The sequence below is a fragment of the Pseudomonas sp. E6002 genome (assembly GCF_013385565.1).
GTDB lineage: Bacteria > Pseudomonadota > Gammaproteobacteria > Pseudomonadales > Pseudomonadaceae > Aquipseudomonas.
The window spans coordinates 65,020-87,705 of record NZ_JACAPT010000031.1 but is presented as its reverse complement, the minus strand read 5'-3'; the positions used below and the strand labels follow the sequence as shown (position 1 = coordinate 87,705).

At 55.5% G+C, this 22,686-nt stretch carries 17 protein-coding genes; 9 read left to right on the top strand and 8 right to left on the bottom strand.

Annotation, left to right across the window (positions count from 1 at the left end; genetic code table 11):
• Nucleotides 1-30 precede the first annotated feature (30 nt).
• The 7 genes from HX815_RS24930 to HX815_RS24900 all read left to right on the top strand — a co-directional run bounded on the left by HX815_RS24930 (nt 31) and on the right by HX815_RS24900 (nt 10,155).
• Nucleotides 31-372, top strand: coding sequence for a carboxymuconolactone decarboxylase family protein (locus HX815_RS24930; protein WP_218169017.1), 342 nt, complete (start codon nt 31-33; stop codon nt 370-372).
• A 71-nt stretch (nt 373-443) separates the two neighbouring features.
• Nucleotides 444-1,112 carry a cupin domain-containing protein gene (locus HX815_RS24925; RefSeq protein WP_177029037.1) on the top strand — a complete coding sequence of 223 codons (669 nt, stop codon included), beginning with the start codon at nt 444-446 and terminating at the stop codon, nt 1,110-1,112.
• 2 nt (nt 1,113-1,114) lie between these two features.
• Nucleotides 1,115-2,272, top strand: coding sequence for an FAD-dependent oxidoreductase (locus tag HX815_RS24920; RefSeq protein ID WP_218169015.1), 1,158 nt, complete (start codon nt 1,115-1,117; stop codon nt 2,270-2,272).
• Nucleotides 2,273-2,357: 85 nt separating this feature from the next.
• The gene (locus HX815_RS24915) at nt 2,358-3,407 is read left to right on the top strand and encodes an alcohol dehydrogenase (RefSeq protein ID WP_177022817.1); all 1,050 of its coding nucleotides are present in this window, start codon (nt 2,358-2,360) and stop codon (nt 3,405-3,407) included.
• A 100-nt stretch (nt 3,408-3,507) separates the two neighbouring features.
• Complete coding sequence (locus tag HX815_RS31755) at nt 3,508-3,981, top strand: hypothetical protein (RefSeq protein ID WP_256344290.1); 474 nt, start codon at nt 3,508-3,510, stop codon at nt 3,979-3,981.
• A 943-nt stretch (nt 3,982-4,924) separates the two neighbouring features.
• On the top strand, nt 4,925-8,569 hold the full coding sequence (locus HX815_RS24905; RefSeq protein WP_256351182.1) for an autotransporter domain-containing protein: 3,645 nt from the start codon (nt 4,925-4,927) through the stop codon (nt 8,567-8,569).
• Between the two features lie 971 nt (nt 8,570-9,540).
• Nucleotides 9,541-10,155 carry a histidine phosphatase family protein gene (locus tag HX815_RS24900; protein WP_371136005.1) on the top strand — a complete coding sequence of 205 codons (615 nt, stop codon included), beginning with the start codon at nt 9,541-9,543 and terminating at the stop codon, nt 10,153-10,155.
• A 159-nt stretch (nt 10,156-10,314) separates the two neighbouring features.
• Here the strand turns inward: HX815_RS24900 and HX815_RS24895 are convergent, their stop codons facing one another.
• Together HX815_RS24895 and HX815_RS24890 are read right to left on the bottom strand one after the other, a co-directional pair.
• A complete protein-coding gene (locus HX815_RS24895) occupies nt 10,315-11,508 on the bottom strand; it encodes an EAL domain-containing protein (RefSeq protein WP_177029035.1) in 1,194 nt (397 codons plus the stop codon).
• A gap of 113 nt (nt 11,509-11,621) precedes the next feature.
• A complete protein-coding gene (locus tag HX815_RS24890) occupies nt 11,622-14,006 on the bottom strand; it encodes an ATP-binding protein (RefSeq protein WP_177022819.1) in 2,385 nt (794 codons plus the stop codon).
• A gap of 270 nt (nt 14,007-14,276) precedes the next feature.
• Here HX815_RS24890 and HX815_RS24885 point away from each other — a divergent pair, with 270 nt between their 5' ends.
• Entirely contained in the window at nt 14,277-15,605 is a 1,329-nt protein-coding gene (locus tag HX815_RS24885; protein ID WP_177022820.1) for an EAL domain-containing protein, read from the top strand.
• Between the two features lie 136 nt (nt 15,606-15,741).
• Nucleotides 15,742-16,407, top strand: a complete 666-nt coding sequence (locus tag HX815_RS24880; protein ID WP_177022821.1) for a response regulator transcription factor — start codon at nt 15,742-15,744, stop codon at nt 16,405-16,407.
• A gap of 214 nt (nt 16,408-16,621) precedes the next feature.
• Here the strand turns inward: HX815_RS24880 and HX815_RS24875 are convergent, their stop codons facing one another.
• The 6 genes from HX815_RS24875 to HX815_RS24850 all read right to left on the bottom strand — a co-directional run bounded on the left by HX815_RS24875 (nt 16,622) and on the right by HX815_RS24850 (nt 22,524).
• Entirely contained in the window at nt 16,622-16,867 is a 246-nt protein-coding gene (locus HX815_RS24875) for a hypothetical protein (protein ID WP_177029034.1), read from the bottom strand.
• A 143-nt stretch (nt 16,868-17,010) separates the two neighbouring features.
• Nucleotides 17,011-17,685 (bottom strand): DUF1120 domain-containing protein, encoded by a 675-nt coding sequence (locus tag HX815_RS24870; protein ID WP_177022822.1) that lies wholly within the window; start codon nt 17,683-17,685, stop codon nt 17,011-17,013.
• A 146-nt stretch (nt 17,686-17,831) separates the two neighbouring features.
• Entirely contained in the window at nt 17,832-18,416 is a 585-nt protein-coding gene (locus tag HX815_RS24865; protein WP_177029033.1) for a hypothetical protein, read from the bottom strand.
• Nucleotides 18,370-20,901 (bottom strand): fimbrial biogenesis usher protein, encoded by a 2,532-nt coding sequence (locus tag HX815_RS24860; RefSeq protein WP_177029032.1) that lies wholly within the window; start codon nt 20,899-20,901, stop codon nt 18,370-18,372. Before HX815_RS24860 ends, HX815_RS24865 begins: the two co-directional genes overlap by 47 nt.
• Nucleotides 20,902-20,963: 62 nt before the next feature.
• Nucleotides 20,964-21,683, bottom strand: coding sequence for a fimbria/pilus chaperone family protein (locus HX815_RS24855; RefSeq protein WP_177029031.1), 720 nt, complete (start codon nt 21,681-21,683; stop codon nt 20,964-20,966).
• Nucleotides 21,684-21,954: 271 nt separating this feature from the next.
• Nucleotides 21,955-22,524: a substrate-binding domain-containing protein gene (locus tag HX815_RS24850; protein ID WP_177022826.1), complete on the bottom strand. Its 570-nt coding sequence runs from the start codon at nt 22,522-22,524 to the stop codon at nt 21,955-21,957.
• Nucleotides 22,525-22,686 lie beyond the last annotated feature (162 nt).

The window sequence follows — 22,686 nt, the reverse complement described above, 5'->3', positions numbered from 1 at the left end:
GCTTCAATCTGTTTTTGGAGAAAGACCATGATGCAAGACTGGAATGGCTACCGCGACGCCCTGATGGAGCGCGTGGGCGACTACGCTAAACAAAGCCCGGACGTGATGCGCGGCCTGATGATGATCGACAATTCGGCGGTCAAGACGGGGCATCTGGAACCGAAGATCCACGAGCTGATCGCATTGGCGGTGGCTGTGACCACGCGCTGCGACGGGTGTATTTCCGTTCACACCAAGAAGGCGGTCGAGCACGGTGCCACGCTTGAAGAAATCACCGAAGCCCTCGGTGTGGCGATTGCCCTGAACGCGGGTGCTGCACTGACGTACTCGGCACGCGTCGTCGAGGCCTATCAACAACTGCCCAGTCAGTAAGCCCTATCGATATGCACCGCCCACCCACGGACGGGTTGGCCGGTGTCTTTGTCCCCGTTTGGATAACCCTCATGCTGATCAATGCCGATTTCACTCGCCGCGCCATCGTGGCGTCCCAGCAGTGTCAATGGGTGGCTTCGCCCCAGGATGGCGTCGAGCGCGTGATGCTGGATCGCGTGGGCGCGGAACAAGCCCGTGCCACCAGCCTTGTGCGGTATGCCCCTGACTCCCGTTTCCCTCGCCACCCCCATCCCGGGGGAGAGGAGATTCTCGTGTTGTCGGGGACCTTCTCCGACGGGAGTGGGGACTACCCGGCGGGCTGGTATTTGCGCAATCCCCCCGGGTCCAGCCATCAACCCTCCAGCGCCGAGGGCGCTGTCATTTTCGTCAAGCTTCAGCAGATGCAGGGACGCGAGCAGCGCCATGTGCGCATTGATACCCGTGACCCTGCCGCGTGGCGTCGGGAGGGCCGGCGCGAGGTTTGCACGCTGTTCCGTAATGAAACGGAGCAGGTCTGTCTGCAACGTCTGGCACCGCATGACGCGATTTTCGAGACGCGGCCTGATGGCGCTGAACTGCTGGTGCTGGCGGGCAACGTGACGCTGGATGGAAAGGCATACGAGTGCGGCAGTTGGGTGCGCCTGCCTGCTGGTGAGTCTGCGAACCTCTACGCTGGCGACCAAGGCGCCACCCTGTACCTCAAAACGGGCCACCTGGCCGATGTGGCGGCAGAGGAATGAGCATGCACACGGTACGCATTGCTATCGTTGGCGCTGGTTTGAGCGGCCTGTACGCCGCCTACCTGCTGGAACGCCAGGGCATCACCGATTATGTGTTGCTGGAGGGGAGGGAAGTCGTCGGCGGTCGTATTGCGTCCATCGACGCCACCGGCCAGGCCATTACCCACATTGCAGCGAACATCGACGGCATCGACCGCTTCGACCTGGGCCCTACCTGGTTCTGGCCTGGCTACCAACACGAGCTTGGCCGGCTGGTGGAGGCCTTGGGCCTGGAGCAGTTTGAGCAGTTCGAGGAGGGCGACATGATGGTGGAGCGCTCACCCGAGGAGCCTGCTGTGCGCATGCGTGGCTACGTGAACTCGCCCGCGTCCATGCGCCTGGCCGGTGGCATGGGGCGCTTGACCGAAGCCCTGCGAGATAAGCTCGCCCCGGCAAACATCATCACCGGCCACACGGTGCGCCGACTTCGCAAACACCATGGCTGTATCGAGCTTGAGAGCGAAAACGCCGCAGGCCATGTCAGTGCCTGGCAGGCCGAGCATGTCTTGCTGGCGCTGCCGCCTCGACTGGTCGAAAGCACCATCGCATTCGAACCGGCCTTGCCTGCATCGCTGGCCCTGCAGTGGCGTGAAACGGCGACGTGGATGGCACCTCAAGCCAAGTATGTCGCCATCTATGACACACCGTTCTGGCGAGAGCAGGGGTTGTCCGGTGAAGGCCGCAGTGCACGTGGGCCACTGGGTGAAATCCATGACGCCTCCATGCCGGGTGGCAGCGCAGCGCTGTTTGGCTTCCTGGGCGTGCCGGCGCGTGTACGCAGCAGGGTCTCCGACGAGGTATTGCGCACGCACTGCCGTGCGCAACTGGTCCGGATGTTTGGCCCTCTGGCGGCGACGCTCAAGGCCGAAGCCATCAAGGACTGGGCGCAAGACCCGCTTACGGCCACTGCAGTCGATGTAAATGCCGCGGCCCAGCATGCCCGAGCGCCCTCGGCCAAGGCAACTTCGGGACCCTGGCAGGGATGCCTGACAGGCATCGCCAGCGAGTGGTCGCCGCAGTTTTCCGGCTATTTGGCCGGGGCCGTCGAGGCCGCCGGCCTGGGCGTGAAGGCGTTGACTGAACATGCCAGTGCGGCTGCGTTGAATCCATCGAAGCGTTGACCTGAGATCGCAAGGCAAGACGGCACTCGTTGTTGTTTCGGCCTGACACTTTTCCATTTTTTTATCTTTTCAGGAGCCGAGGGCTATGAACGCTACATACCGTGCCATGCAAGTCACCCGACCGGGCTTTCTGGAGCTGGTTAACCGTCCAACAACTGCCCCTGGTAGTGGGCAGGTGCTGATTGCCGTGGAGGCCTGCGGCATCTGTGGTGCCGATATTGGCGACATCGAAGGGGCAGACCCTGCACTGCAGCCGCCGCGTGTGCCGGGTCATGAAGTGGTCGGCCGCATCGCCGCGCTGGGCGAGCACGTTCCATCGCTCTGGAAAGTCGGCCAGCGTGTGGGCGTGGGCCGCCTGGGCGGGCCTTGCGGCGAATGTGTACCGTGCCGCCAGGGGCACTTTCAGCTGTGCCAACACCAGCCCTTTGTCGGCGCTACTTGCGACGGTGGTTATGCCGAAATGATGCTGGCGCGAGCCTCCGGGTTGGTATCGATTCCTGACGAACTCCTTGCCGAGGAAGCCGCGCCGTTGCTTTGCGCCGGCATCGCCACGTTCAATGCGTTGAAGAAGTGCGGTGCGCAGGCGGGCGATACGGTTGCCATCTTTGGTATTGGCGGCCTGGGGCATATGGCCCTGCAGTACGCGCGCCGGATGGGGTTTCGCGTGGTTGCCATCGGGCGCGGCACTGATATCGCCGACGACGCATTGAACCTCGGAGCACATGTCTACATCGACACCCATGAAGAAGACGCGGCGACGAAGCTCAAGGAAATGGGCGGCGCTCAGGCCATCGTGAGTACGATCAGCGCCCCTGCTACCGTATCGGCGCTCATGGCCGGGCTCGCACCACAAGGCCGTCTTGTTCTGCTTGGAGCGGGCAAAGATCCGTTGCCGGTGTCGACCGGCCACCTGGTCGTGGGTGAGCGCAGCCTGCTGGGTTCGATCACCGGCTCGCCCTACGAAAACGAAAGGACCCTGGATTTCAGCGTGCTGGCTGACGTACGCCCGAGGATCGAAGTGATGCCCTTCGAACAGGCCAATGAAGCCTACCAACGGATGAAGTCCGGCGACGTCAAATTCCGCATGGTATTGAGCATCGCAGGTGAGCACGCCGCTGCGCGCATTGACCCGTGATGACGACCTTGCTGTAGGTACTCGACACCCATGAAGAACCATGATCTCAACACTGCCCCAACAGACTGCCGATGCCGACGGCTGAAGAGCTTGGAGGAGGGTGTCCGCTCGGAATTGGCCATGCACCTCTGCAGGCATTAGCAATGCCTCGGCCAATCTGGGACTGCAATTCGACGGGTCGCTGATCCTGCTGGGGCTTGGTGGGATTTTGGATTGCTGGGCGCGTCCGCACTGGTGCTGGAAATGCCATCGGCATGAAGAGAAAGCACGCGTTCAATCGCTCAACGATTTCATCGTGTTCGGCGTGATGGCGGTCGGGTCTTTTTCGTCGAGTGGGCTGCTGTCGGCTTATGGCTGGAATACAGTGCTGTGGGTTTCGCTTTTACCGCTGGTGTTGGCTGTCGTCGCGCTGGCACTGACTGTCCCCAAGTACATGGCCGGTCGGTTTGATCTGAAAGGGCAAGGTGCGTTAGCCACTCGAGCGCATTTCCTGCTCAAGCAAATCCCGGGCGCTATACGTCATTTAACAAGTGGGCGATGTCAGATGTTCATAAGCAGATCAGTAGCTCAATAATACTGATTCAGTACGCCTCAAATGATCGCAACTGTTCATCGATTGATGTTCATAGACCGAGTTTTCCGAGGCCCGCGTTAGCCTCGTGCCGCGGGTTACACGTGAGCACTAGATCATCGGTAACGCCGCGATCAATTTCCCGTATCCGCACGTGTTGGCATTTCTTGTCGTACTGGAATCGTGATTCGGGGGGCAAGGTGTCCCTTGCTGGCAACCATTTTCCGGAGTCACATCGTTTTTTGGTGACGCCGGGATCTTGGATGCTACTTAGCAGCTAGCCAAAAAACGGATACCGGGGTGAGGGAGTCAGCGATCTTCGATGGGGGGATGAGTGCAAGCGTGGACTACGTGCGTGAAAACTTTTGGCTGGAAGTCCCGGTATTTTGCCGTCCTGTGGGCAGCAAGGCTAAAGTGTAGCTGTTCAAGGTTGACCTAAATCTGTTCCTCGAAGGGCAGCTCTTACTGCAAATAAGAAGAGGGTTTCGGCTGAGGTACTCTCCCTAATATCCGTTCGCTTTTCGTTTTTCAGACTACTCCTAAATATTTAACGACTTGTATCACGGTATTGTCTTGAGAAGGCCTACTGCACCACTTTGATGAGGGAATTATAACCACAGAATTTTATTTAAAGCCAAACCCTGTTGCAGCGATAAAAACGCTATTGAAGTTACCAAGTGGCGCCCTGCTTCTTGGTTGTCCGCACAAAAAAGTCGCAGTGCTGGCCTGTGATAAATATATTAATGCGGAGCTCGAATCCCGAAATGATCAAGTTGCTTTCTGCCTATAAAAAATAAAAAACCGATGACACGCATTTAGAAATAATTACATGTTCGAGGGGAGCATAATGAGTATTTCAGATCATGATTCAAGTCGTATAAAAAAACATCTACTCACAGCACGACAATGGAGGCTCACACCCATCACTTGGGCTGTTACCTTGTTGATGAGCGAGGCAGGCGTGGCTTTTGCGCAAGAAGCGCCAGCAGCCAATAATCCCTATACGTCTCAGGTGCTTGAAGCTGCGTTCAGGAAAGCCGTTGCCTCGTTTGGCCCCAAAACCGACGTATATAAGGGGCTGCGGTTTAAAGACGCGGAGATCGTCGATTTAGCGGCCAAGGATTTTGCCGCCCAGTCCGGCAAGTTTGACTCGGCCCTCAAGCAGAACTACGAACTGCAACCAGAAAACCTGACCATCAGCGCCATGCTTGGTGATACCAAGCGGCCGTTGGACTACGACTCGCCTCTGGACAAATACCGCAGCCGGTTGTTCAGCAACAACGGCCGTTACACCACCGATATTCTCGATTTTTCCAAGGCAATCATCTCCAATTTGCCCGCCGCCAAGCCCTATGTCTATGTAGAACCGGGCGTCAGCAGCAACCTCAACGGGCAACTGAATGCAGGTCAATCCTGGGCGGGTGCTACACGTGACTGGAGCGCCAACGCACAAACCTGGAAGACTCCGGAAGCCCAGGTTAACTCTGGCCTGGACCGCACCAATGCATACTATGCTTATGCCTTGGGCATCACCGGTAAGGGCGTGAATGTCGGCGTGCTCGACTCGGGGGTCCTCGCCGAGCATTTTGAGTTCCAGGGCAAGAATGCCCAGGGCCAGGACCGGGTGCAGACGGTGACTTCTACCGGCGAGTACTACGCTACCCATCCGCGCTACCGTCTTGAAGTGCCCAGCGGCGAGTTCCAGCAGGGTGAACATTTCAATATCTCAGGAGAATATGACCCGGCGTTCAACGATGGCCACGGTACGGAAATGTCCGGCGTGCTTGGGGCCAGCCGCAATGGCACCGGTATGCACGGCATTGCCTTCGATGCGAATATCTTTGTCGCCAACACAGGTGGCAGCGACAACGATCGGTACCAAGGCTCCAATGACCTCGACTACAACGCCTTCATGGCCAGCTACAACGCCCTGGCCGCAAAGAATGTGTCGATCGTCAACCAGAGTTGGGGGCAAAACTCGCGCAACGATGTAGAGAACCACTTCGGCAATGTCGGCGACAGCGCGGCGGACAACTTGCGCGACATGACCGCCGCTTATCGCCCGTTTTGGGACAAGGCCCACGCCGGGCAAAAAACCTGGATGGACGCGATGGCCGACGCAGCACGGCAAAACACGTTCATTCAGATCATTTCTGCGGGTAACGACAGCCACGGGGCCAACCCGGATACCAACGCCAACCTGCCGTTTTTCAAACCCGATATCGAAACCAAATTCCTTTCGATCACCGGTTACGACGAGACCAGCGCTCAGGTCTACAACCGTTGCGGCACGTCGAAGTGGTGGTGTGTGATGGGCGTTTCGGGGATTCCATCCACGGGGCCGGAAGGCGAAATTATCCCAAATGCCAACGGCACCTCGGCCGCCGCGCCGAGCGTCTCCGGGGCGTTGGCGCTGGTGATTCAGCGCTTCCCTTACATGACCGCCAGTCAGGCCCGCGATGTGTTGCTGACCACCTCCAGCCTGCAAGCGCCGGACGGTCTGGACACGCCCGTGGGTACCCTGTACGGCGGCCGCACCTACGGCAAACTGCAACCGGTGCACGACGCTGCGCGGGGTACGCCGCAGGTACCGGGAGTGGTCAGTGGCTGGGGCTTGCCCAACCTGCAAAAAGCCATGCAGGGGCCGGGGCAGTTCCTCGATTCGGTGGCGGTGGCCTTACCCACCGGTACTCGTGACATCTGGGCTAACCCGATTTCCGATGAGGCGATCCGCGCCCGTCGGCTAGAAGACGCTGCCGAGCAGGCAACCTGGGCGGCCACCAAACAGCAAAAAGGCTGGCTCAACGGCCTGCCGGCCAATGCCTCGGCTGACGATCAGTTCCAATATGAAATCGGCAACGCGCGGGAGTTGGCTATGCTGGCGCGTGCCAAGGACCTGCTCACCGGCACGACCTATGTCGGTAGCCTGGCCAAGTCGGGGGACGGTGAACTGGTGCTGGAAGGCCAGAACACCTATTCGGGCAGCACCTGGGTACGCGGCGGCAAGCTGTCGGTCAATGGCTCGCTGACCTCTGGCGTGACCGTGGATGGCAGCGCCGTAGGCACCGTGAACGCGGACAACGGCGTGACAACCACCCTGGGCGGCACACTGGCCGGCAACGGTACGGTGGGGCCCTTGACCGTCAATACTGGCGGCCGTGTGGCGCCAGGTCATTCGATCGGCACGCTGCACACCGGCGATGTGACGTTCAACCCGGGCTCGGTGTACGCCGTGGAAGTGGGCCCCAATGGCCGGAGCGACCAGATCCAGAGCAGCGGTGTCGCCACACTCAACGGTGGTGCGGTGACGGTGTCCCTGGAAAACAGTCCCAACCTGTTGACCTTCACCGAGACACGTAGCTTGCTGGGCCAGCAGTTCAACATCCTCAGCGCCAGCCAAGGCATCAATGGCCAGTTTTCGGCGATCTCGCCCAATTACCTGTTCATCGGTACCCAGCTCAATTACCAACCGAACCAACTGACCCTGGCGGTAGCACGCAACCAGACGACCTTCGCCAGCGTCGCGCAAACGCGTAATGAACATGCAGTGGCGACAGTGGCCGAAACATTGGGCGCCGGCAGCCCGGTGTATGAAAGCCTGCTGGCTTCCGACTCGGCAGCCCAGGCGCGGGAGGCGTTCAAACAACTGTCGGGGCAACTGCAATCGGATGTGGCGGCGGCGCAAATGGCCGACAGCCGTTACATTCGCGAAGCCGTCAACGGCCGCCTGCAACAGGCTCAGGCGCAGGACTCCAGCGCGCAGATCCTGGCCACCGACAACGGCGGCTGGGTGCAACTGCTGGGCGGTCGCGATAACGTCAGCGGTGACAACAATGCCAGTGGCTATTCGTCGTCCACCAGCGGCGTGCTATTGGGTCTGGACACGGATGTAGGCGATGGCTGGCGCGTGGGTGCGGCCACCGGCTACACCCAGAGCCACCTCAATGGCGAGTCGTCGGCCTCGGCGGACAGCGACAACTATCACCTGTCGATCTACAGCGGCAAACGTTTCGATGCGATTGCCCTGCACTTGGGCGGTGCCACCACCTGGCACCGTCTGGACACCTCACGGCGCGTGGTTTACGCCAGCCAGTCGGACCATGAACGAGCCGACTACAGCGCACGCACCGATCAAGTGTTCGCCGAGATCGGTTATACCCAGTGGGCCGCGTTCGAACCCTTTGCCAACCTGACCTACCTGAACTACCAGAGCGATTCGTTCAAGGAGAAAGGTGGCGCCGCGGCCCTGCATGCCAGCAAGCAAAGCCAGGATGCAACGCTCTCCACCCTGGGTCTGAGGGCTCACACCCAACTGCCGGTCAGCAGCACGTCGGCGGTGACCTTGCGTGGCGAGTTGGGCTGGGCACATCAGTTCGGTGATACCGATCGTGAGGCTTCGCTGAAATTCACTGGTAGCGACAACGCCTTTGCGGTCAATAGTGTGCCGGTGGCTCGCGACGGTGCGATCATCAAGGCCAGTGCGGAAATGGCCCTGACCCAGGACACGCTGGTGTCGTTGAGCTACAGCGGTTTGCTGTCCAACTGCGGTAACAACAACGGGATCAACGCGGGCTTTACCTTCCGCTTCTAACCCAGGGAAGTTGTCCAGCGATAATCTGTGGTGAGGGAGCAAGCTCCCTCGCCACAGTGATGCATGGAATAAACAGCCCTGCGCAAAATTGACTCACAGGTTTACAATTGTCGCTCCTGATCAGGAGTATCCCTGTGCTGACTCCGGTTAGATGCGAGTCAAGCGCCTTGATATCCCCACATGAAAAGGTAGATGGTGCGACCGCTCATTCCGAACTTACTCCAGGTTGCTGATTACACTAATCTTGCGACGGGCGATAAGTTCAGGTTCATTTCACCATGTATTCCACAGTTTATAGCGGCGTTGATAAAAGTCTCCGCGTCGATGCGCTCCAATGAGGTAGGCGCTCCAGTTCTTAGCAGGTAGTACTGCTCATTGGCACACCAACTTTTCTCCGCCTCCTATTGAATCCAGCTCATTGCAGCAACGAAAGATTCCACGTACCTGGAGCCAAACTTTTCGTTCGGTACGTTGTACAGCAGAGCATTCGCCCGCCGCATTGAAAATGCAGATTCCTTGGTCATACTACATGTCGTAACTACTATTGAATTTCCTATAGCGGCGGTACTGCATTGCGACGATGACAGTTACAGCCACAGTTGACACTTAAAGGCAGCATTAAAACCTACTCTCTGGCATCCGATGCGTAATAGTCGACTTATGGATGAGGAGGGCGAGGCAGTTCCTATCGGAACACCTTATACCGGTTTTGATGAGCCGTTGATTCCTGTGCGTTCCGCGCCGACATGGCAGTACTAGCTCCACCTAAGCAGAGTGCGCGCTGATTTGTTTATTCGTCGCCATTGGTTCAAAGCAGCAAGCTGAATAATTTAGGTGTAGTCCTATAGAACCCTATGATGGTCTTTGCTTAAGTATGTTGTCTTATTAAACATCAAGCGATATTCAAGTTGGATAAATTACCTCCCCGCCTTAAATTTGTCTTTCTGTCCCTTCGTCACGTGGTGCCGATCCTGGGACTTGCCGCCATAACCGTGCAGCCATCCCTAGTGGGGAGTGAACGTCAGGTCAAACCGACGGACGGCACCCAGACTCTGGTATTCGTGCGCCACGCCGAAAAACTCAGCGAGGGATTGGGGCAGCTGAACTGCCAAGGGCTCAATCGCGCCCTGGACCTCGCTATAATGCTGCCTGAGCGTTTCGGCAAAGCCGACTACGTGTTCGCTGCCAACCCCTCGCGATATGTTAAGGAGGGGCGTCAGGACCAACGCTATAGCTATATTCGCCCGCTGATGACTATCGGCCCCAGCGCCATCCGCCTTGGCCTGTCGGTAAATATCGACTTTGGGGCAAACGACACTGACGAACTGGCGGACGAGCTACTGCGCAAGAAATATCACAACGCGACGGTCTACACCGCCTGGTCTCGTGGTTATCTCCCGGAACTGATCAATGCCGTAGCAGGCAAGGCCCTTGGTGAGGAGGGGATGATCGCCGAGGATTGGAGGCGTGATGATTTCGACACGCTATATGTATTAACCCTGACCTGGCGCGATGGCAAGGCGAGCCTGTACAGCCAACGCCTGCTCCAGGGCCTCAACCATGGTGAGCCTACTTGCCCAGCCTGATTCGCGGATTACTGCCGGGCTTTGGAGCCGATACCGGGATGACTGGTGGCTTGCGGTGTACAGGGAAGGGTACGACCGGCGGGTAGTAGCGAGACACTGATCTGCCACTCTTCGAGCGTCAGGCGCAGTTGCTCGAATACGTCGTCGCCGTAATAGCTCTCAGGCTCCGGTGGCGAGCGCGCGTATGAATTCGTCCACCTCCAGAGGTAACGACAAGGCAAAGCCCTGTCCCGTGCGGTACCCGTACTTGAGCAACGCCTCAACCTGCGACGAAGATTCAATCCCTTCGGCGATGACATCCAGGTCCATGGCCTGGCCTATCGAAATCGCCGCGCAGACTGCCGCACAACAGCCGCAGTCATCGGCCATACCTTGTACGAAGCGGCCATCAATTTTGAGTTTGGAAAATGGCATTTGAGTCAACAGGTCTATCGAAGCAAAGCCACACCCAAAATCGTCCATTGCAATCGGAAAGCCCCACATGCGCAGAGAACCCAACTCCATCGACAAGGCAAGCCAATCATGAACTGGCACATCTTCCGTCAATTCGATCGTCAGCAGTGAAGTGGGCACGTCTGCTTCTCGAAGCCTTCGCGCGAGTGATTGACCAATCCCAGTCGTGGATAATATCGAGGCTGATGCATTTACCGCTATCGGCACCGCAATACCTTGACGGTGCAGATCGCTCAACAGCGCAATCACTCTAGTCAGCACTGTGTGGAAGAGCAGTAGCTCCACACCGGCTTGGCGGGCCAACGGCACAAAGGTTGCCGGCGCAATATTACCTTTGGATACATGGTTCCAACGCGCCAGCGCTTCGGCACCTACGATCTCGCCGGTTTGCAGGTTGAGTTGTGGTTGCAGCACTATTCTGAGGTCGATATTGGCCATCAGGGCGCGCATCAGCTCAACTGCGCTGGGCGCTTGATTTTTGCTGTGCTGGCCTGGCCCGACATGACTGCTCTCCAAGAGCGCGCAGGCGACATTCATATCGATATTTGCACTAGCCAAGTCGAAGAGCAGGACTTTTACACCCGCACGTCCGGCTACTCGTGCATGCCATTCCAGGGAATTCTGCTCCTGTGCGTTGTACCATATGACAACAGGCAAATTCGACAATATGCATTGCCGCCTAAGATCCAGCAGCAATGACGGCAATGCTAGCCCCTCGGTACGCTCCGCCGAGATACTGTTCAGCACGACGTCAAACCGTCGCGTGGCCAGTACAATTGCAGCTGCACTCAAGTTCGCTACGAACTGCGCCTCGTAGGTGAAAGATGGGCTGTAGCCGATAACGTCAACTGCTCCTACAATCAGCACCTGAGGCAAAGTTTTGTAATGCTCCGTCTGCATCGGACTCGATGGCATCGTATCTGCCCATAGAAATATATTGATGCCAAATACTGTACGTAGTCGTGCAGAGTGCAGACTATCGGAATGGGATTAAAAGGCGTTCAATCATCCCCTCATGGTGAAATTCTGTCTGATCCTGTGGATGACGCATATTGCCCCAGTAGCTGCTCCAATGTGAGAAGATCCGTCTGTACAGAGCTAAAGGCCCCGACCTTGAGGCGGGCCTCCATTGATTTCGCCAACGATGCCATATCGGGTTGTTTCAATATCGCGAAGGCACCAAACAATCGATGCGCGTAATGAGTCGCGTCTTCCATGTCAGCCATTTCAACTGCGGCCCGTAACGCATGCACGTCGCTCCAAAGGTGCGCGAAAGCTGTTCGTTCATCTGTAACGAATGCGGCCTCATCATCAATATGTGCCAGTGGCAAATCTGTCCAGAGTTGAAGTGCATCTCTTAACTTGCCCAGCTTGATGGGTTTTTTCAGTACGCCGTCCATGCCTGCTTCGAAGCAGGTGGTGGTGTGTTCATCATCGGTCGATGCGGAGATCGCCATGATTGGCGTAGGTACAAGGGCGAGCGACGACTCTATGGCTCGCCACTGGCGGGCCACCTCATAACCGGAAATGCTCGGGAGATCACAGTCTAATAACACAATGTCAAACGTGTTTTGCTCAAGTGCAAACAAGGCTTGTTCCCCATCGGGTGCGAGTGTCGGGCTGTAGCCCAAGACTTCGAGCTGGGCGTGGAGGACGGCTTGATTCGCAGGCATATCCTCTACCAGCAAGACCCTGAGTACACGCTCCGTCGCTGGCACATCAAATTGTTGTCTGGATAGGCCCTGTTCTTGTAGGTGGAGCGGCGGAACGTAAATATCACAGGGTAGCCGCACTGAGGCGATAGAGCCTTTACCAGGCTCGCTCTCGAGATCTATAGAACCACCCATCAATTCCAATAGTTGCCTGCAGATGGTCAAGCCAAGCCCGGTGCCACCAAACTTGCGCGCAGTATTCGTGCTTGCTTGGGTGTATGGTTGAAAAAGCCGTTGAAGAGAGTCGGCGTCTATTCCGATACCTGTATCCACTATGCGGATTTGTAATTGATGCCGGTTTAGCGGGGGAGGGCTGGGATCCAACCGTATACTGATCGTCACGCCACCTTCAGGCGTGAACTTGATCGCATTTGAGATGAGGTTATGCAACACCTGTTCAACGCGAAACCTATCCAGCATCAGATGGGGTTCAATGGGGTGTTCTTGTATCAGCTCAAGCTCAACTCCGTTCTTCGCTTTCAGCGCCAGCAAATCCACAACTGAGCGGGTCAGCTCCATGATATCGACGGGCCCCAGATCCAGTTGAAGCCGTCCGGCCTCGAGCTTGGAAATGTCCAGAACGTCATCCAACAAATACAACAAGTTCTCCGCACCGCTGGAAGCAACCGCCAGTAAACGAAGAGACTCTTCTGGCAGCTCGGGACGCTGCATCAGCAACTCCATGGAGGCGAGGATGGCATTCATCGGCGAGCGAATCTCATGGCTGAGGACGGCCAGAAACATAGTTTTCTCTTTCTCGCTTCGCATGGCCAGTCGCCGTTGCTGCCTAGCGTGAACCGCAAATCCTGCGATCAACAATAGTCCAGTCAAGACCAGTGCCATTTGGAGGCCGTAATAGCGCAATAGTACGTCTAGCGACGGCCTGCCATAGTTGTTGGCCGACTCGAGCTCGTTCTGGACCATCGCATCGATTTGCTCCGCGGTCAGAGATGCTAGCACCTTGTCTATAATGTCACGTAAGATGGGCAGATCACGTCGTACAGCCATGGAAAGTTCCATTGGCAAACGGGCTATCCCACCGGATACATACAGTTCCTCATCATATTTGCTACGTAAAAAAGGCAGCAGCACAGGTGCAACGTCTAGCGCCGCATCAGCCTGCTTGTCAATGACTGCAGTAAGCGAATCTTCGGACGTTTTCGTCCCAAGGATTTTGACAGCTGGGTAGAGTGCTCTGATTGCGCTCTCATATGAGCTGCCCTTCTTGACGGCAACAATATGCCCGTCTAGTCGATGTAGATCGAACACCGCCTGACTGTTTTTACGTGTTACAACTATTGTTGCGCCCGTATAATAGGTGTTGGTGAAGAGGGCTGCGTCGATAATCGATTGCTGCGCAAACATCGGCGTGATCCCGGGAAGAACATCTACTTCGCCCCGCTGAAACTTCTCTATCCTACTCCGACCGAGACCCGAATCGGGCACAGGCTCAAATCGAAGGCCTGTGCTGTGTTCGATGAAGTCTATGTACTCGGTGGCCAGTCCCATGAGCTGACCGTCCTCCACATATTGTATCGGCTTCCAGTTAGGCTCGACCGCCACATGGACGACCGGGTTTGCAGCAATCCAGGCGCGTTCTTCAGGGGTGAGATCCAGAGGATGGGAGAAAACTGACGGTAACCAGACCAATAAAATCGCTGGCCAAAACGCCGCTCTCCGCTTCATGGTGCTTTCACCTGGTACTTCGCTTGGAAAAAGTCAATATTGAAGATAACAGCCGACCTGTCGGATTTTTCTGCATTTTTTCTCACGGCCATGCCTCCTGGAAAGCAGTGAATGACCTCACGCTTTTGATCGAAACCCTACCGTTGGCATGAGCGGCCGTCAATTATACTGTACTGCTCGCGCGCCACGAGCGAGATAAGAATAAGAGTTGTCATCTCACATTATTTTTAAGAGCAGTCTTATAGTCTGAAATGATCGGGCGTTGTTTAAATGAGTTGTCAGTACACTCATGAAGCGATCGTCAAGTTGAAAAACTCGCCCCTTACTCTAACGCCTCCCCCCCGAGTCAATCTGGTCGTATTAAGCCACGATGAACAATATGTGTTACGCATGACAGAGCGCCTGAACGGTAGTGGTCTTTTCCATATCGAGCACGTTGAGTCGCTGAGCAGGCTGCGCCTGCGTAAGCAACCTATGGACATCGTTATGGCCGAGATTCATGCTGATCATGTCGACAGTCTGATGCTACCGTGTTGGGTCGGTGAACTTAACGCCTACGGCCGGGTACGCAGAGCTCCCCATATTGTCTGGACCATAAAGGCCTGTGCGCTTGATGATGCGACTTCGTCGGCCGCTGCCATCGAGCAGGGCCGTACGGATATCGTCAAAGGTATTTCCAGTATAGCCTTGGCCTCGTATGCCCGACTCGCCAGAGCATCGGGCATACGGGTTGAGATCGTTGCCGAGAATCATCCCACTCAGCTTCTACAAGTACTCGAAAAGCTTGCTACTGCCGAACACTTGCTACCGCAGCTGTCGCAATCTGACAGATTTGAGTTGTTGATCAGCGAAGACGAGGTCGTGTCAGTGATAACGTCGGGTGAAAATCTGCGTGTGGTGCTGCAGCCGCAATATAACTTGGCCAGTCGTCAAGTGATCGGTGCCGAAGCGCTGATACGCTGGCAACACCCAATCCACGGCGACATCCCCCCGTTGATCCTGATCCCGATGGTCGACCAGTTAGGGTTAGGCCTCTTGCTGTTCAGTCATGTAGAGAGAGCGGTGATTGAAGTCCTCGGTACGCTCGATCGTCTGGGTATAGATATTCCCATCGCTATAAATGCCTCGGCCCGCACGCTGTGTGCCACCGGACTGGCTACCCGGTTGGCAATCAAGATGCACAAGGCCGGTTTGCCTGCCCGGCGATTGAAGATCGAGCTGACTGAGCAAATCACCCCTGGAAACGAACTGGTGTTGTCAGCGTCCATCATGGCACTCCGAGCGAAGGGTTTTCTGATTTCGCTCGGAGACTTCGGTGCCGGCGCCGCAACGCTCGCTCTGTTGACGCACATACCCTTCGATGAGATGAAAGTCGACGGAAAGTTAGCTGGAATTGCTGAGCAATCGCCACAATCGAGCGAGATCATTTCCGGCATCGTTAACCTTGCCCGCTACTTCAACTTGAATCTGGTGACCGAGGGTATTGAGGACCCATCCAGCATCGAGATGCTCAACCGTCTAGGTTGCAGCGCCGGACAAGGATTGGCTCTGGCCCCTCCATTGGAGCAGGCTGATTTCCTGAGACTCGTCGCGCGATAGTGCACGACAAAAGCCTGGGTGCGACTTTCCAGAACTGTGTGTTTGTACTTAAAAATTCTCGATCAGGTGCCAGTATTGACTATTCTCATTTTAGTCTTTGAGTTACCTGGTCCATACCGAGTGACGTCTGAACGCCATGAAGTCTATACGTGTTGCATTACTCGACGACCATGCTGTCGTTCGCCAAGGTCTTGCCAGTCACCTAGGCGACGCCCCCGGCATAGAGATCGTCGGGATATATAAAAACAGCCGGGAACTGATGCGCGGCATGTCTACAGTGCCCGTCGATGTGCTTTTGCTGGACTTCGTTCTCGGTCGCGACGAGCTTGATGGTGTTTCACTGATTCGCGCTTTGCGGGTTCGCTTTCCTGCCTGCCGGATCCTGGTGCTCTCAACTCACCACGATCCTGCCACTGTCTCGCTGGCCCTGCGGGTTGGAGCGCGCGGATTCATTGGCAAGGATGAGGATCTGACATGCCTCGCCAAGGCTATCCGGGTGGTTGCTTCCGGAGCTATTTACCTAAGTGCAGAAGCTTCTTATAAAGTAGTCGATGGCATCCAGCAAAGTGACAATTCACCTCAATTAATCAGCAGTGACACTAACGTGCTGCAATTGGCTTTACTGTCGGCGCGTGAGCAGGAGGTGATCCGCTGTTATCTCGACGGCATGACCATCACGGAAATCGCCGAGAAGTTCAACCGTAGTATAAAAACCATCAGCACGCAGAAAGCCACAGCTTTTCGCAAACTAGGAATAACCTCTAACAATGGGTTGTTCAAGATAATGAAGACACTAGAGTAGCCTGTGAAGTTTTACGCATATCCGTAGGTTTATTCTTGAATTTGAGAAAGCTCACAAGTTATTGCCTGTGAGTTTTTTTGGCGGCAGCTACATGAAATCTGTAAAAGGAAAATCATGATGTCAGAAAAAAGCGGAGGCTCGAGGAGAACGGCGAGGAGTTTTTCTCTATTATGGAAGATGGTCTACCTCGCTAGACATCAAAGCAGCGTTAGGATTATTTCACGCCGACAGCATCATGATTGATGCGGCGGGGAAAATGCATCGTGGTAAAGACGCCATTGCCCTTGAGTAGGAAGGGTTCTTCAGCCTCGGATTTCCTGTATGCAGTACCAGGCGACATTTGTTTGTCTATGGCGATATGGCTTTGCAAATTTCTGATTTGAGTCTTAGTCGTGTCAGCGAGGACGGAACGATAATAAACGTAGGGGGTACTGCGACCGATGTTGTATGTCGCGGGCATGATAATATCTGGCGTTGCGCAATCGATAATACATTTGGAATTTTAAGTCGCCATCTGAAGTAGATTGTTAGGCCCGGGAATGAGTAGAGAAATAGCGTGGGGCAAAAGCCCGTAGCGAATAAACGCTACGGGCCGATTTTGCATTACAAATAGACTAACTCTAGCGTGGCTGAACCGTCCAGAGACACATCGCTGCTCAGATCCAGTTCAGAACCTTTATTCAACGCGGCCTGCACGTTTAAAGTACCTGACAGAGTCTTGAATGCGATTGGAGCGCCAGCAGTTGTTGCCGACCATGACATGAGAACTGAACCATCATTTGCAATACCTCCTGAACTTGAGTTTAGCCATGTAGTGCCGGAGTCTTTGCTGAAGGTTGATTCAACTTTGGCGCCGTCAGCAGTGAAGTCATTTACGGCTAAGGTCATCGCATAAACACCAATATTTTTTCCGGACGCATTGCCCAAACCAAAGGCGCCGACTTCATTCAAGGCTGGCCTGATTTTCTTTACTGCTCCAGGGACTCGTGTGCCCGCACGATTATCTATAGCCTTCAGCGCAACTTTTGTCGGTGCATTGCAAACAATAGTGAATGCAACATTTTTTTCAGGCAACAGGGTAAAGTCGTTTGCGCTCAAGTCAGTAGAACTGCGTGTGCCGTAATCGATAGTGCCACCACCCGCCAATGTCGGAGTGCAGGCGTTCGGAATAATAGTGCCAATTACTTTTACCTCAACCGATGCAGCATGTGCACCCAAAGAAAAGGCTGTCGCAGTAGTGGCGAAGGCCCATGCGGCGAGTTTTGGATTGAAACGCATTTTTATTTCTCCGTTACGAAAAGTTAGGTAGGCCGCTCCAATGGCAGAGTGGCTGGCTTCCATTCCAGCTGAATGCTATTTTCTTATTAATAATGTTTGCGAAGCTCTAGGAACAAGCCTAAAAATAAAAGTCGATATGCAATCTTCTATTGTGTATCCAGTGTCAAACTACCGAGCCCTTCAAGTACGGTGATGTCGCGCGCATATGTCTCTGTGTCACTGATATACGTTTGAATTTCAACCTGAGCCAAAAAAACTTTGCCAACAGCCCGCTGACCTTGAACCATAGTTGTCACCACTTGATTTGGGCGCAGTAGCTCCGTTGGCGATAACGGCCTGGCACTGCCAGCCTGAGCGAGTTGCACGGTATTTCCATCCAGCGTTGCGTTACTCAGCGTGATTGTGAAATGGCCTTTATCGGCAAACCGGTAGCTATTCAAATCCGCCGCTTGTCCCTCAAACCGCAATCCAAAGCGGGTTTCTTCGCGACAGACCACCGTCAGGTTTAGTTGCCGGTTTCCGAGGGCAATCGGAGCACTCCCGCGGATATCCATATCGCTCCGGTTAAGTGTGCCGTAATCGACCTCCGGGTTGCTCAAACGCATTTCGCAGTCGGCCGCGAACGTACTACTGGCAACCAGGGTAAGCGCAGTGCCAAGCCATCGCGCGCAATCTGCACTGGTGCTACGGCGCATGACAAACAGCCGGTGCAACATCGTAAAAAGCGTCATAGTCAGTCTCCTTGGGGAAGTCGATCTTCAGCAGGCAGGACTTTTCATCAGTGAGAGAAACCCTCAGTACTTCAGTAGGGGCCAGGTCAGAAAGAAAGATGACGCCCTTGTCCAGGACCGTCGTAAGGAAGTGGTTTTTGTCATCAAGTACCGAAGAACCTTTGGGCAGCGGTTGTCCTGCTGTGTCGGAGGCGTTAATCAGGATGCGTTGAACCTTGATGACCTTGAAGTCGAGGTGACTCACCGAACCACGGCCGGCGCCAATTCTCTGGAAGCCGTTCTGTAGGTCGATCCGTTTCGGCAGCGATTTTGTTTGCACCTCGACGCGGCTATCTCGATAGGCACTCAGTTGTGGTACCACTGCTTTGCCTTTGTAGTCAGTCCATACCGGGCCATAAGGTGTCGACACCTTGACCCCGGACAGGTCGCCGACGTCCACGATGCCGAAGGTGTCTTGCACCGGATATGGCGAGAAGGTCACCCCATCTTGATGTGCTACTGCGCCGCCGGAGACTCGAGCGTTGTAGTTCTCGCTGTCCGGGCCTTGGGCATAACCCAGGTCCACGCTGGTGAAGCGAGGAATGGCCGAGAGGTTGGCGGTAGAATAGTTGTCACCCCGGTCGCCAGTGCTCTCGGTGCTAAGACGGTAATTGAACTGGTCATTGATGGTTTCGGAATACGTTGCACCAAAACGCTGGTTGTCGCCGCGTCGGCTGGCATAGGTGCGCACGCTACGGGACTGGCCCAGGGGCACGCTGACGCTGAAGTAGATTGCGTCGTCGCTGTCACCCTGACTGTTGGACGAGCCGCTTAATGCGGTTTCCACGGTGGCAGACACAGTGGCATGTTTGAACGTTTTCCCCCAGGAGCCCACCAGGCGGTTGGTAGAGTCGCCATTGAAGGTACGGCTGGGTGAAATGGACACGTTGAAGCTGCCCAGCGTGCTATTGGACCAGCCCAGCGAGGCACTGTATTGGCTCTTGTAGCGGCGGTTGTACCAATCGTGATCAGCACGCAATGTGGTGTCGGACAGTTCTCGATAGCCGGTGGTCTGCCGGGTAGCCGACACACTGCCCGACACGGCCTCGGTGAAACGCGTGCTCAAGGTGACACTGGCCTGGGTGCCTTTTACGTCTTCCTTGGCTGTGTGGGAGTAGAGGTTACGCACACTCAGGCTGGTGTCCTTTGCGAGGTTGGTGTCCACGCCCCATCCGGTGGATTGATAGTCGGGGGCTGCCATCAGCCCGGTAGTAGCGGTCAGGCTTTCACTCAGGCCCCAGGTACCGGTGCCGGTAATCACCCAGGGTTGGTTCTCATCATTGGCGCCCTGGTTGCGTATCTTGCCGGCAGAAAAGGTGTAACCAGGTCGGACTGTAACAGCGTTGCGAAATGACGCTGCTGACACGACGTAGTTTCGCTCTGCGCCAGTGATGTCTCGCACTTTGACGTCCAGATCGGAGTTGCTGTTGAGCAACGGTATATCGCTCAGGCTGAACGGTCCTTCCGGCACTATCGTGGTGTAGATCAACGCACCGACCTGACGTACTTCTATCGTGGATTGTGTATTGGCGATGCCCTCTACCCGTGCCCCGGAACGGGCCGACCCCAGTAGCGCCGTTTCGGGCAGTATCTGCACGCCGGTAATCGCCCCCCCGGAAAAAAGCGGGTTGTTGATATTGATCTGCCCGACCTGCAGCAGGGCCTTTTGCTCGGTGAATGTGCGTTGCGCGTATGCGTATAAATGTTCGAAGCTCTCTCTGTCGTCGCTCTTGCTATAAAGCTGGTGACTGCGAACGATCCAGTTACTCATGTTGAACCCCAGATCGGTCGAGCCCGACAGGTAGTCGCTAGACTGCGAACCGAATTCCGAACGCATGGCCATTACGTCATAGTTGAAAAGGGCAGCAGTGCCACCACTGCTGAAGTTCGTAGTCTGGGACGCATCGCTCTGTAAGGCATGCTGCGGGACCACTAGAAAAATCTCATCCTTGTTCGGGTGCAGGCTGACCTCGGTTTGCGGGTACGCTGCCACAAAGTCATAACGTTTTTCGGTGGCGTCCTTTGAACTCAGCACGTACTGCGAACCGGGAACCTTCAGACGGGCCTTGGTCAGCAATGCCTCGTCAAAATACAGCTCTCCGTGGTTGTCGAACCGGGCATCCACTCTGCCCAGCTTGACCCCGTTAACCACCAGTGAAGCCACGTGCGCGCCCTCCGTAAACCGCGCGGGCTCGCGAAAATAATCAGCCAGCTTGGGGTCAATGCCGCGTGCTTTAAGGGTTTGCATATCGAACCTTGCGAAATCGCCGCTGGCTTGCCCAGCCCTCTGCAACATGTCCGCCTGGGCGGCAATCGGCGTAAGCAAGAGTGCGTTCCAGATCGCGTACGCAAGGGGCGCAAAGATCGGTAGGAAAGGGCGCGTGCTTTGTTCAGGCACGAGTTTGCAGCGGCCACCCTTATAGGTAGCCAGGAAAGGCTTTTTCATGGTTTAGGACTGCTAGGTAGAAACAGGCGGGGAGTGCAAAAGCTGTTGACTATTGCGCGTGCTCAGTAACTAGTAGTGGCATCGATAGGCGCTTCGTACTTATCGACAGAGAAACCATAGACCGTGCCAGGGCCGATGGTTACCGAGCTTGAGTGGATAGCTTCAGGTGCCAACGCCATCTTCAATGTCTCACCAGGCAGGACATAGGTGCGTGGCAGCAAGGCCGTCTTGCCCGAAGGCTTGAGTTTCAGCTCTTGAGACAACCGCACGACATAGGCGCTGTTGTTGATTACCACCAGCTTGCCGTTATGGATACCCCATTTCAGCAACTTCCAAGGCTCACGGTTAGGCTCCAGACCTTTGGGGTGAACGATCAAAGGTAGGTTCTGACGCATGCTGACACCGACAGTCGAGCGACCTTGGCTGTTGAGTTTTGGAGCGATGCCTTCAAAGATTACGCGCTTGAGTCGCTGGGTTGTCACCGGCTCGCCTCCTTGACGCAGGAAACGCACAAGCTGGGTTTCACCGGCCTCAACACGGGTGACGGGTGGAGTCAGCACTACCAGGGGCTCGGTGTCCTCGGGAATATTCTCGATAGTCGAATACAACAGTGCCGGAGTGCCGTCGGTGTTCTTGACGTTGATGCTGGTTTCACCTTCGGCCTCATACAATATCACCACAGAGGTCTCAGGCTGCATACCGGTCGCGTAAATGAACGGTGCGGCTAGCGCTGCAGCCGAACCTGCCAACAGGGCACACAAACGTTTTTTGGAGATAGTCATGTCTATACCTCATTGAATTGCCGCCAATCGATGAGTTCAGATGGGGCGCTCATTGAGGTGAATTATGAAAGTCCGGTACTAAGCAAAACATCGGAATAGGATTAAAAGTGAGATGAGCTGCCGATAAATCGTGCCTAGGAGGCTAAGCCCTCAAGAACTCGATGGCATAAGCTTGAGTCAGCAAACAAAATCGCCCCCTCAAATGACCAACCATAAAGCAGCTACAGTCCTAGCAGCGGTCCAATAGCGAGCACACAGCTCCTAGCAAGGCTCATCGAACAGGTGTTAATCCGCCGAGCTTCATGGCACTCCTAGCGGCTTCTGAACTGAGGAACTTTAATAGCTCGGCAGCCCCCTCTTGCTGCACGCTGCCCGTGATGATGGCCGCTGAGTACATTGTCATTTTCTGAACCTGATCGGGGATAAGCCCAATCACATCGATGCCTTCCATGTGCATCAGCTCACTCAATTGTTGGAAGCCTATCTCCGCTTCGCCACGGGCTACTGCTTCTGCGACAGGCTTCGCGGAAATTGTTCTGGTCTTGATCCTCAACCTTTCTGAGATGTGCATTTGAGGGAAGAGAATACGTGACAGGTATGTTCCGCTGGGCGTATCCGATAGAGCCAGAGACGTTGCGTTATCCAGCTCTCGGCGTTTGGCATAGGTGTAGAAGGCCTGGATCGCACGCAGGTGCGCTGCGGCCGTGTTGTATGCACGGTGCCTGAGTCTGAGCTGGACGTAGATAAATGGTACCAGCTTGGGCAAGAGCGCCTCTGGACCATCCTGCACAAGCAGTGGCACGCGCTGACCGGACGAGAAACGACACTGAACCAGCTTCATTGGCTGCCACCTCATTAGGACGCACCATGAACACAAAGGACATTGCCCGTTGGGAGAATGGACACCAGAAGCGGGTTTGTCGAATCAGTGCCTTATGAGCCTCATGAACATTTCTGGCATGGCACCTCTTTTAACATAATATACATTATGCGTAATCATATG

Excerpts from the sequence above, each read along its gene's own strand:
- HX815_RS24925 (WP_177029037.1), top strand. The coding sequence starts at position 444 with ATGCTGATCAATGCCGATTTCACTCGCCGCGCCATCGTGGCGTCCCAG.
- HX815_RS24855 (WP_177029031.1), bottom strand. The coding sequence starts at position 21,683 with ATGACTATCTCCAAAAAACGTTTGTGTGCCCTGTTGGCAGGTTCGGCT.
- HX815_RS24865 (WP_177029033.1), bottom strand. The coding sequence starts at position 18,416 with ATGACGCTTTTTACGATGTTGCACCGGCTGTTTGTCATGCGCCGTAGC.
- HX815_RS24870 (WP_177022822.1), bottom strand. The coding sequence starts at position 17,685 with ATGCGTTTCAATCCAAAACTCGCCGCATGGGCCTTCGCCACTACTGCG.
- HX815_RS24875 (WP_177029034.1), bottom strand. The coding sequence starts at position 16,867 with ATGCCCGCGACATACAACATCGGTCGCAGTACCCCCTACGTTTATTAT.
- HX815_RS24895 (WP_177029035.1), bottom strand. The coding sequence starts at position 11,508 with ATGCAGACGGAGCATTACAAAACTTTGCCTCAGGTGCTGATTGTAGGA.
- HX815_RS24890 (WP_177022819.1), bottom strand. The coding sequence starts at position 14,006 with ATGAAGCGGAGAGCGGCGTTTTGGCCAGCGATTTTATTGGTCTGGTTA.
- HX815_RS24850 (WP_177022826.1), bottom strand. The coding sequence starts at position 22,524 with ATGAAGCTGGTTCAGTGTCGTTTCTCGTCCGGTCAGCGCGTGCCACTG.
- HX815_RS24920 (WP_218169015.1), top strand. The coding sequence starts at position 1,115 with ATGCACACGGTACGCATTGCTATCGTTGGCGCTGGTTTGAGCGGCCTG.
- HX815_RS24860 (WP_177029032.1), bottom strand. The coding sequence starts at position 20,901 with ATGAAAAAGCCTTTCCTGGCTACCTATAAGGGTGGCCGCTGCAAACTC.
- HX815_RS24880 (WP_177022821.1), top strand. The coding sequence starts at position 15,742 with ATGAAGTCTATACGTGTTGCATTACTCGACGACCATGCTGTCGTTCGC.
- HX815_RS24905 (WP_256351182.1), top strand. The coding sequence starts at position 4,925 with ATGAGCGAGGCAGGCGTGGCTTTTGCGCAAGAAGCGCCAGCAGCCAAT.
- HX815_RS24930 (WP_218169017.1), top strand. The coding sequence starts at position 31 with ATGCAAGACTGGAATGGCTACCGCGACGCCCTGATGGAGCGCGTGGGC.
- HX815_RS24915 (WP_177022817.1), top strand. The coding sequence starts at position 2,358 with ATGAACGCTACATACCGTGCCATGCAAGTCACCCGACCGGGCTTTCTG.
- HX815_RS24885 (WP_177022820.1), top strand. The coding sequence starts at position 14,277 with ATGAGTTGTCAGTACACTCATGAAGCGATCGTCAAGTTGAAAAACTCG.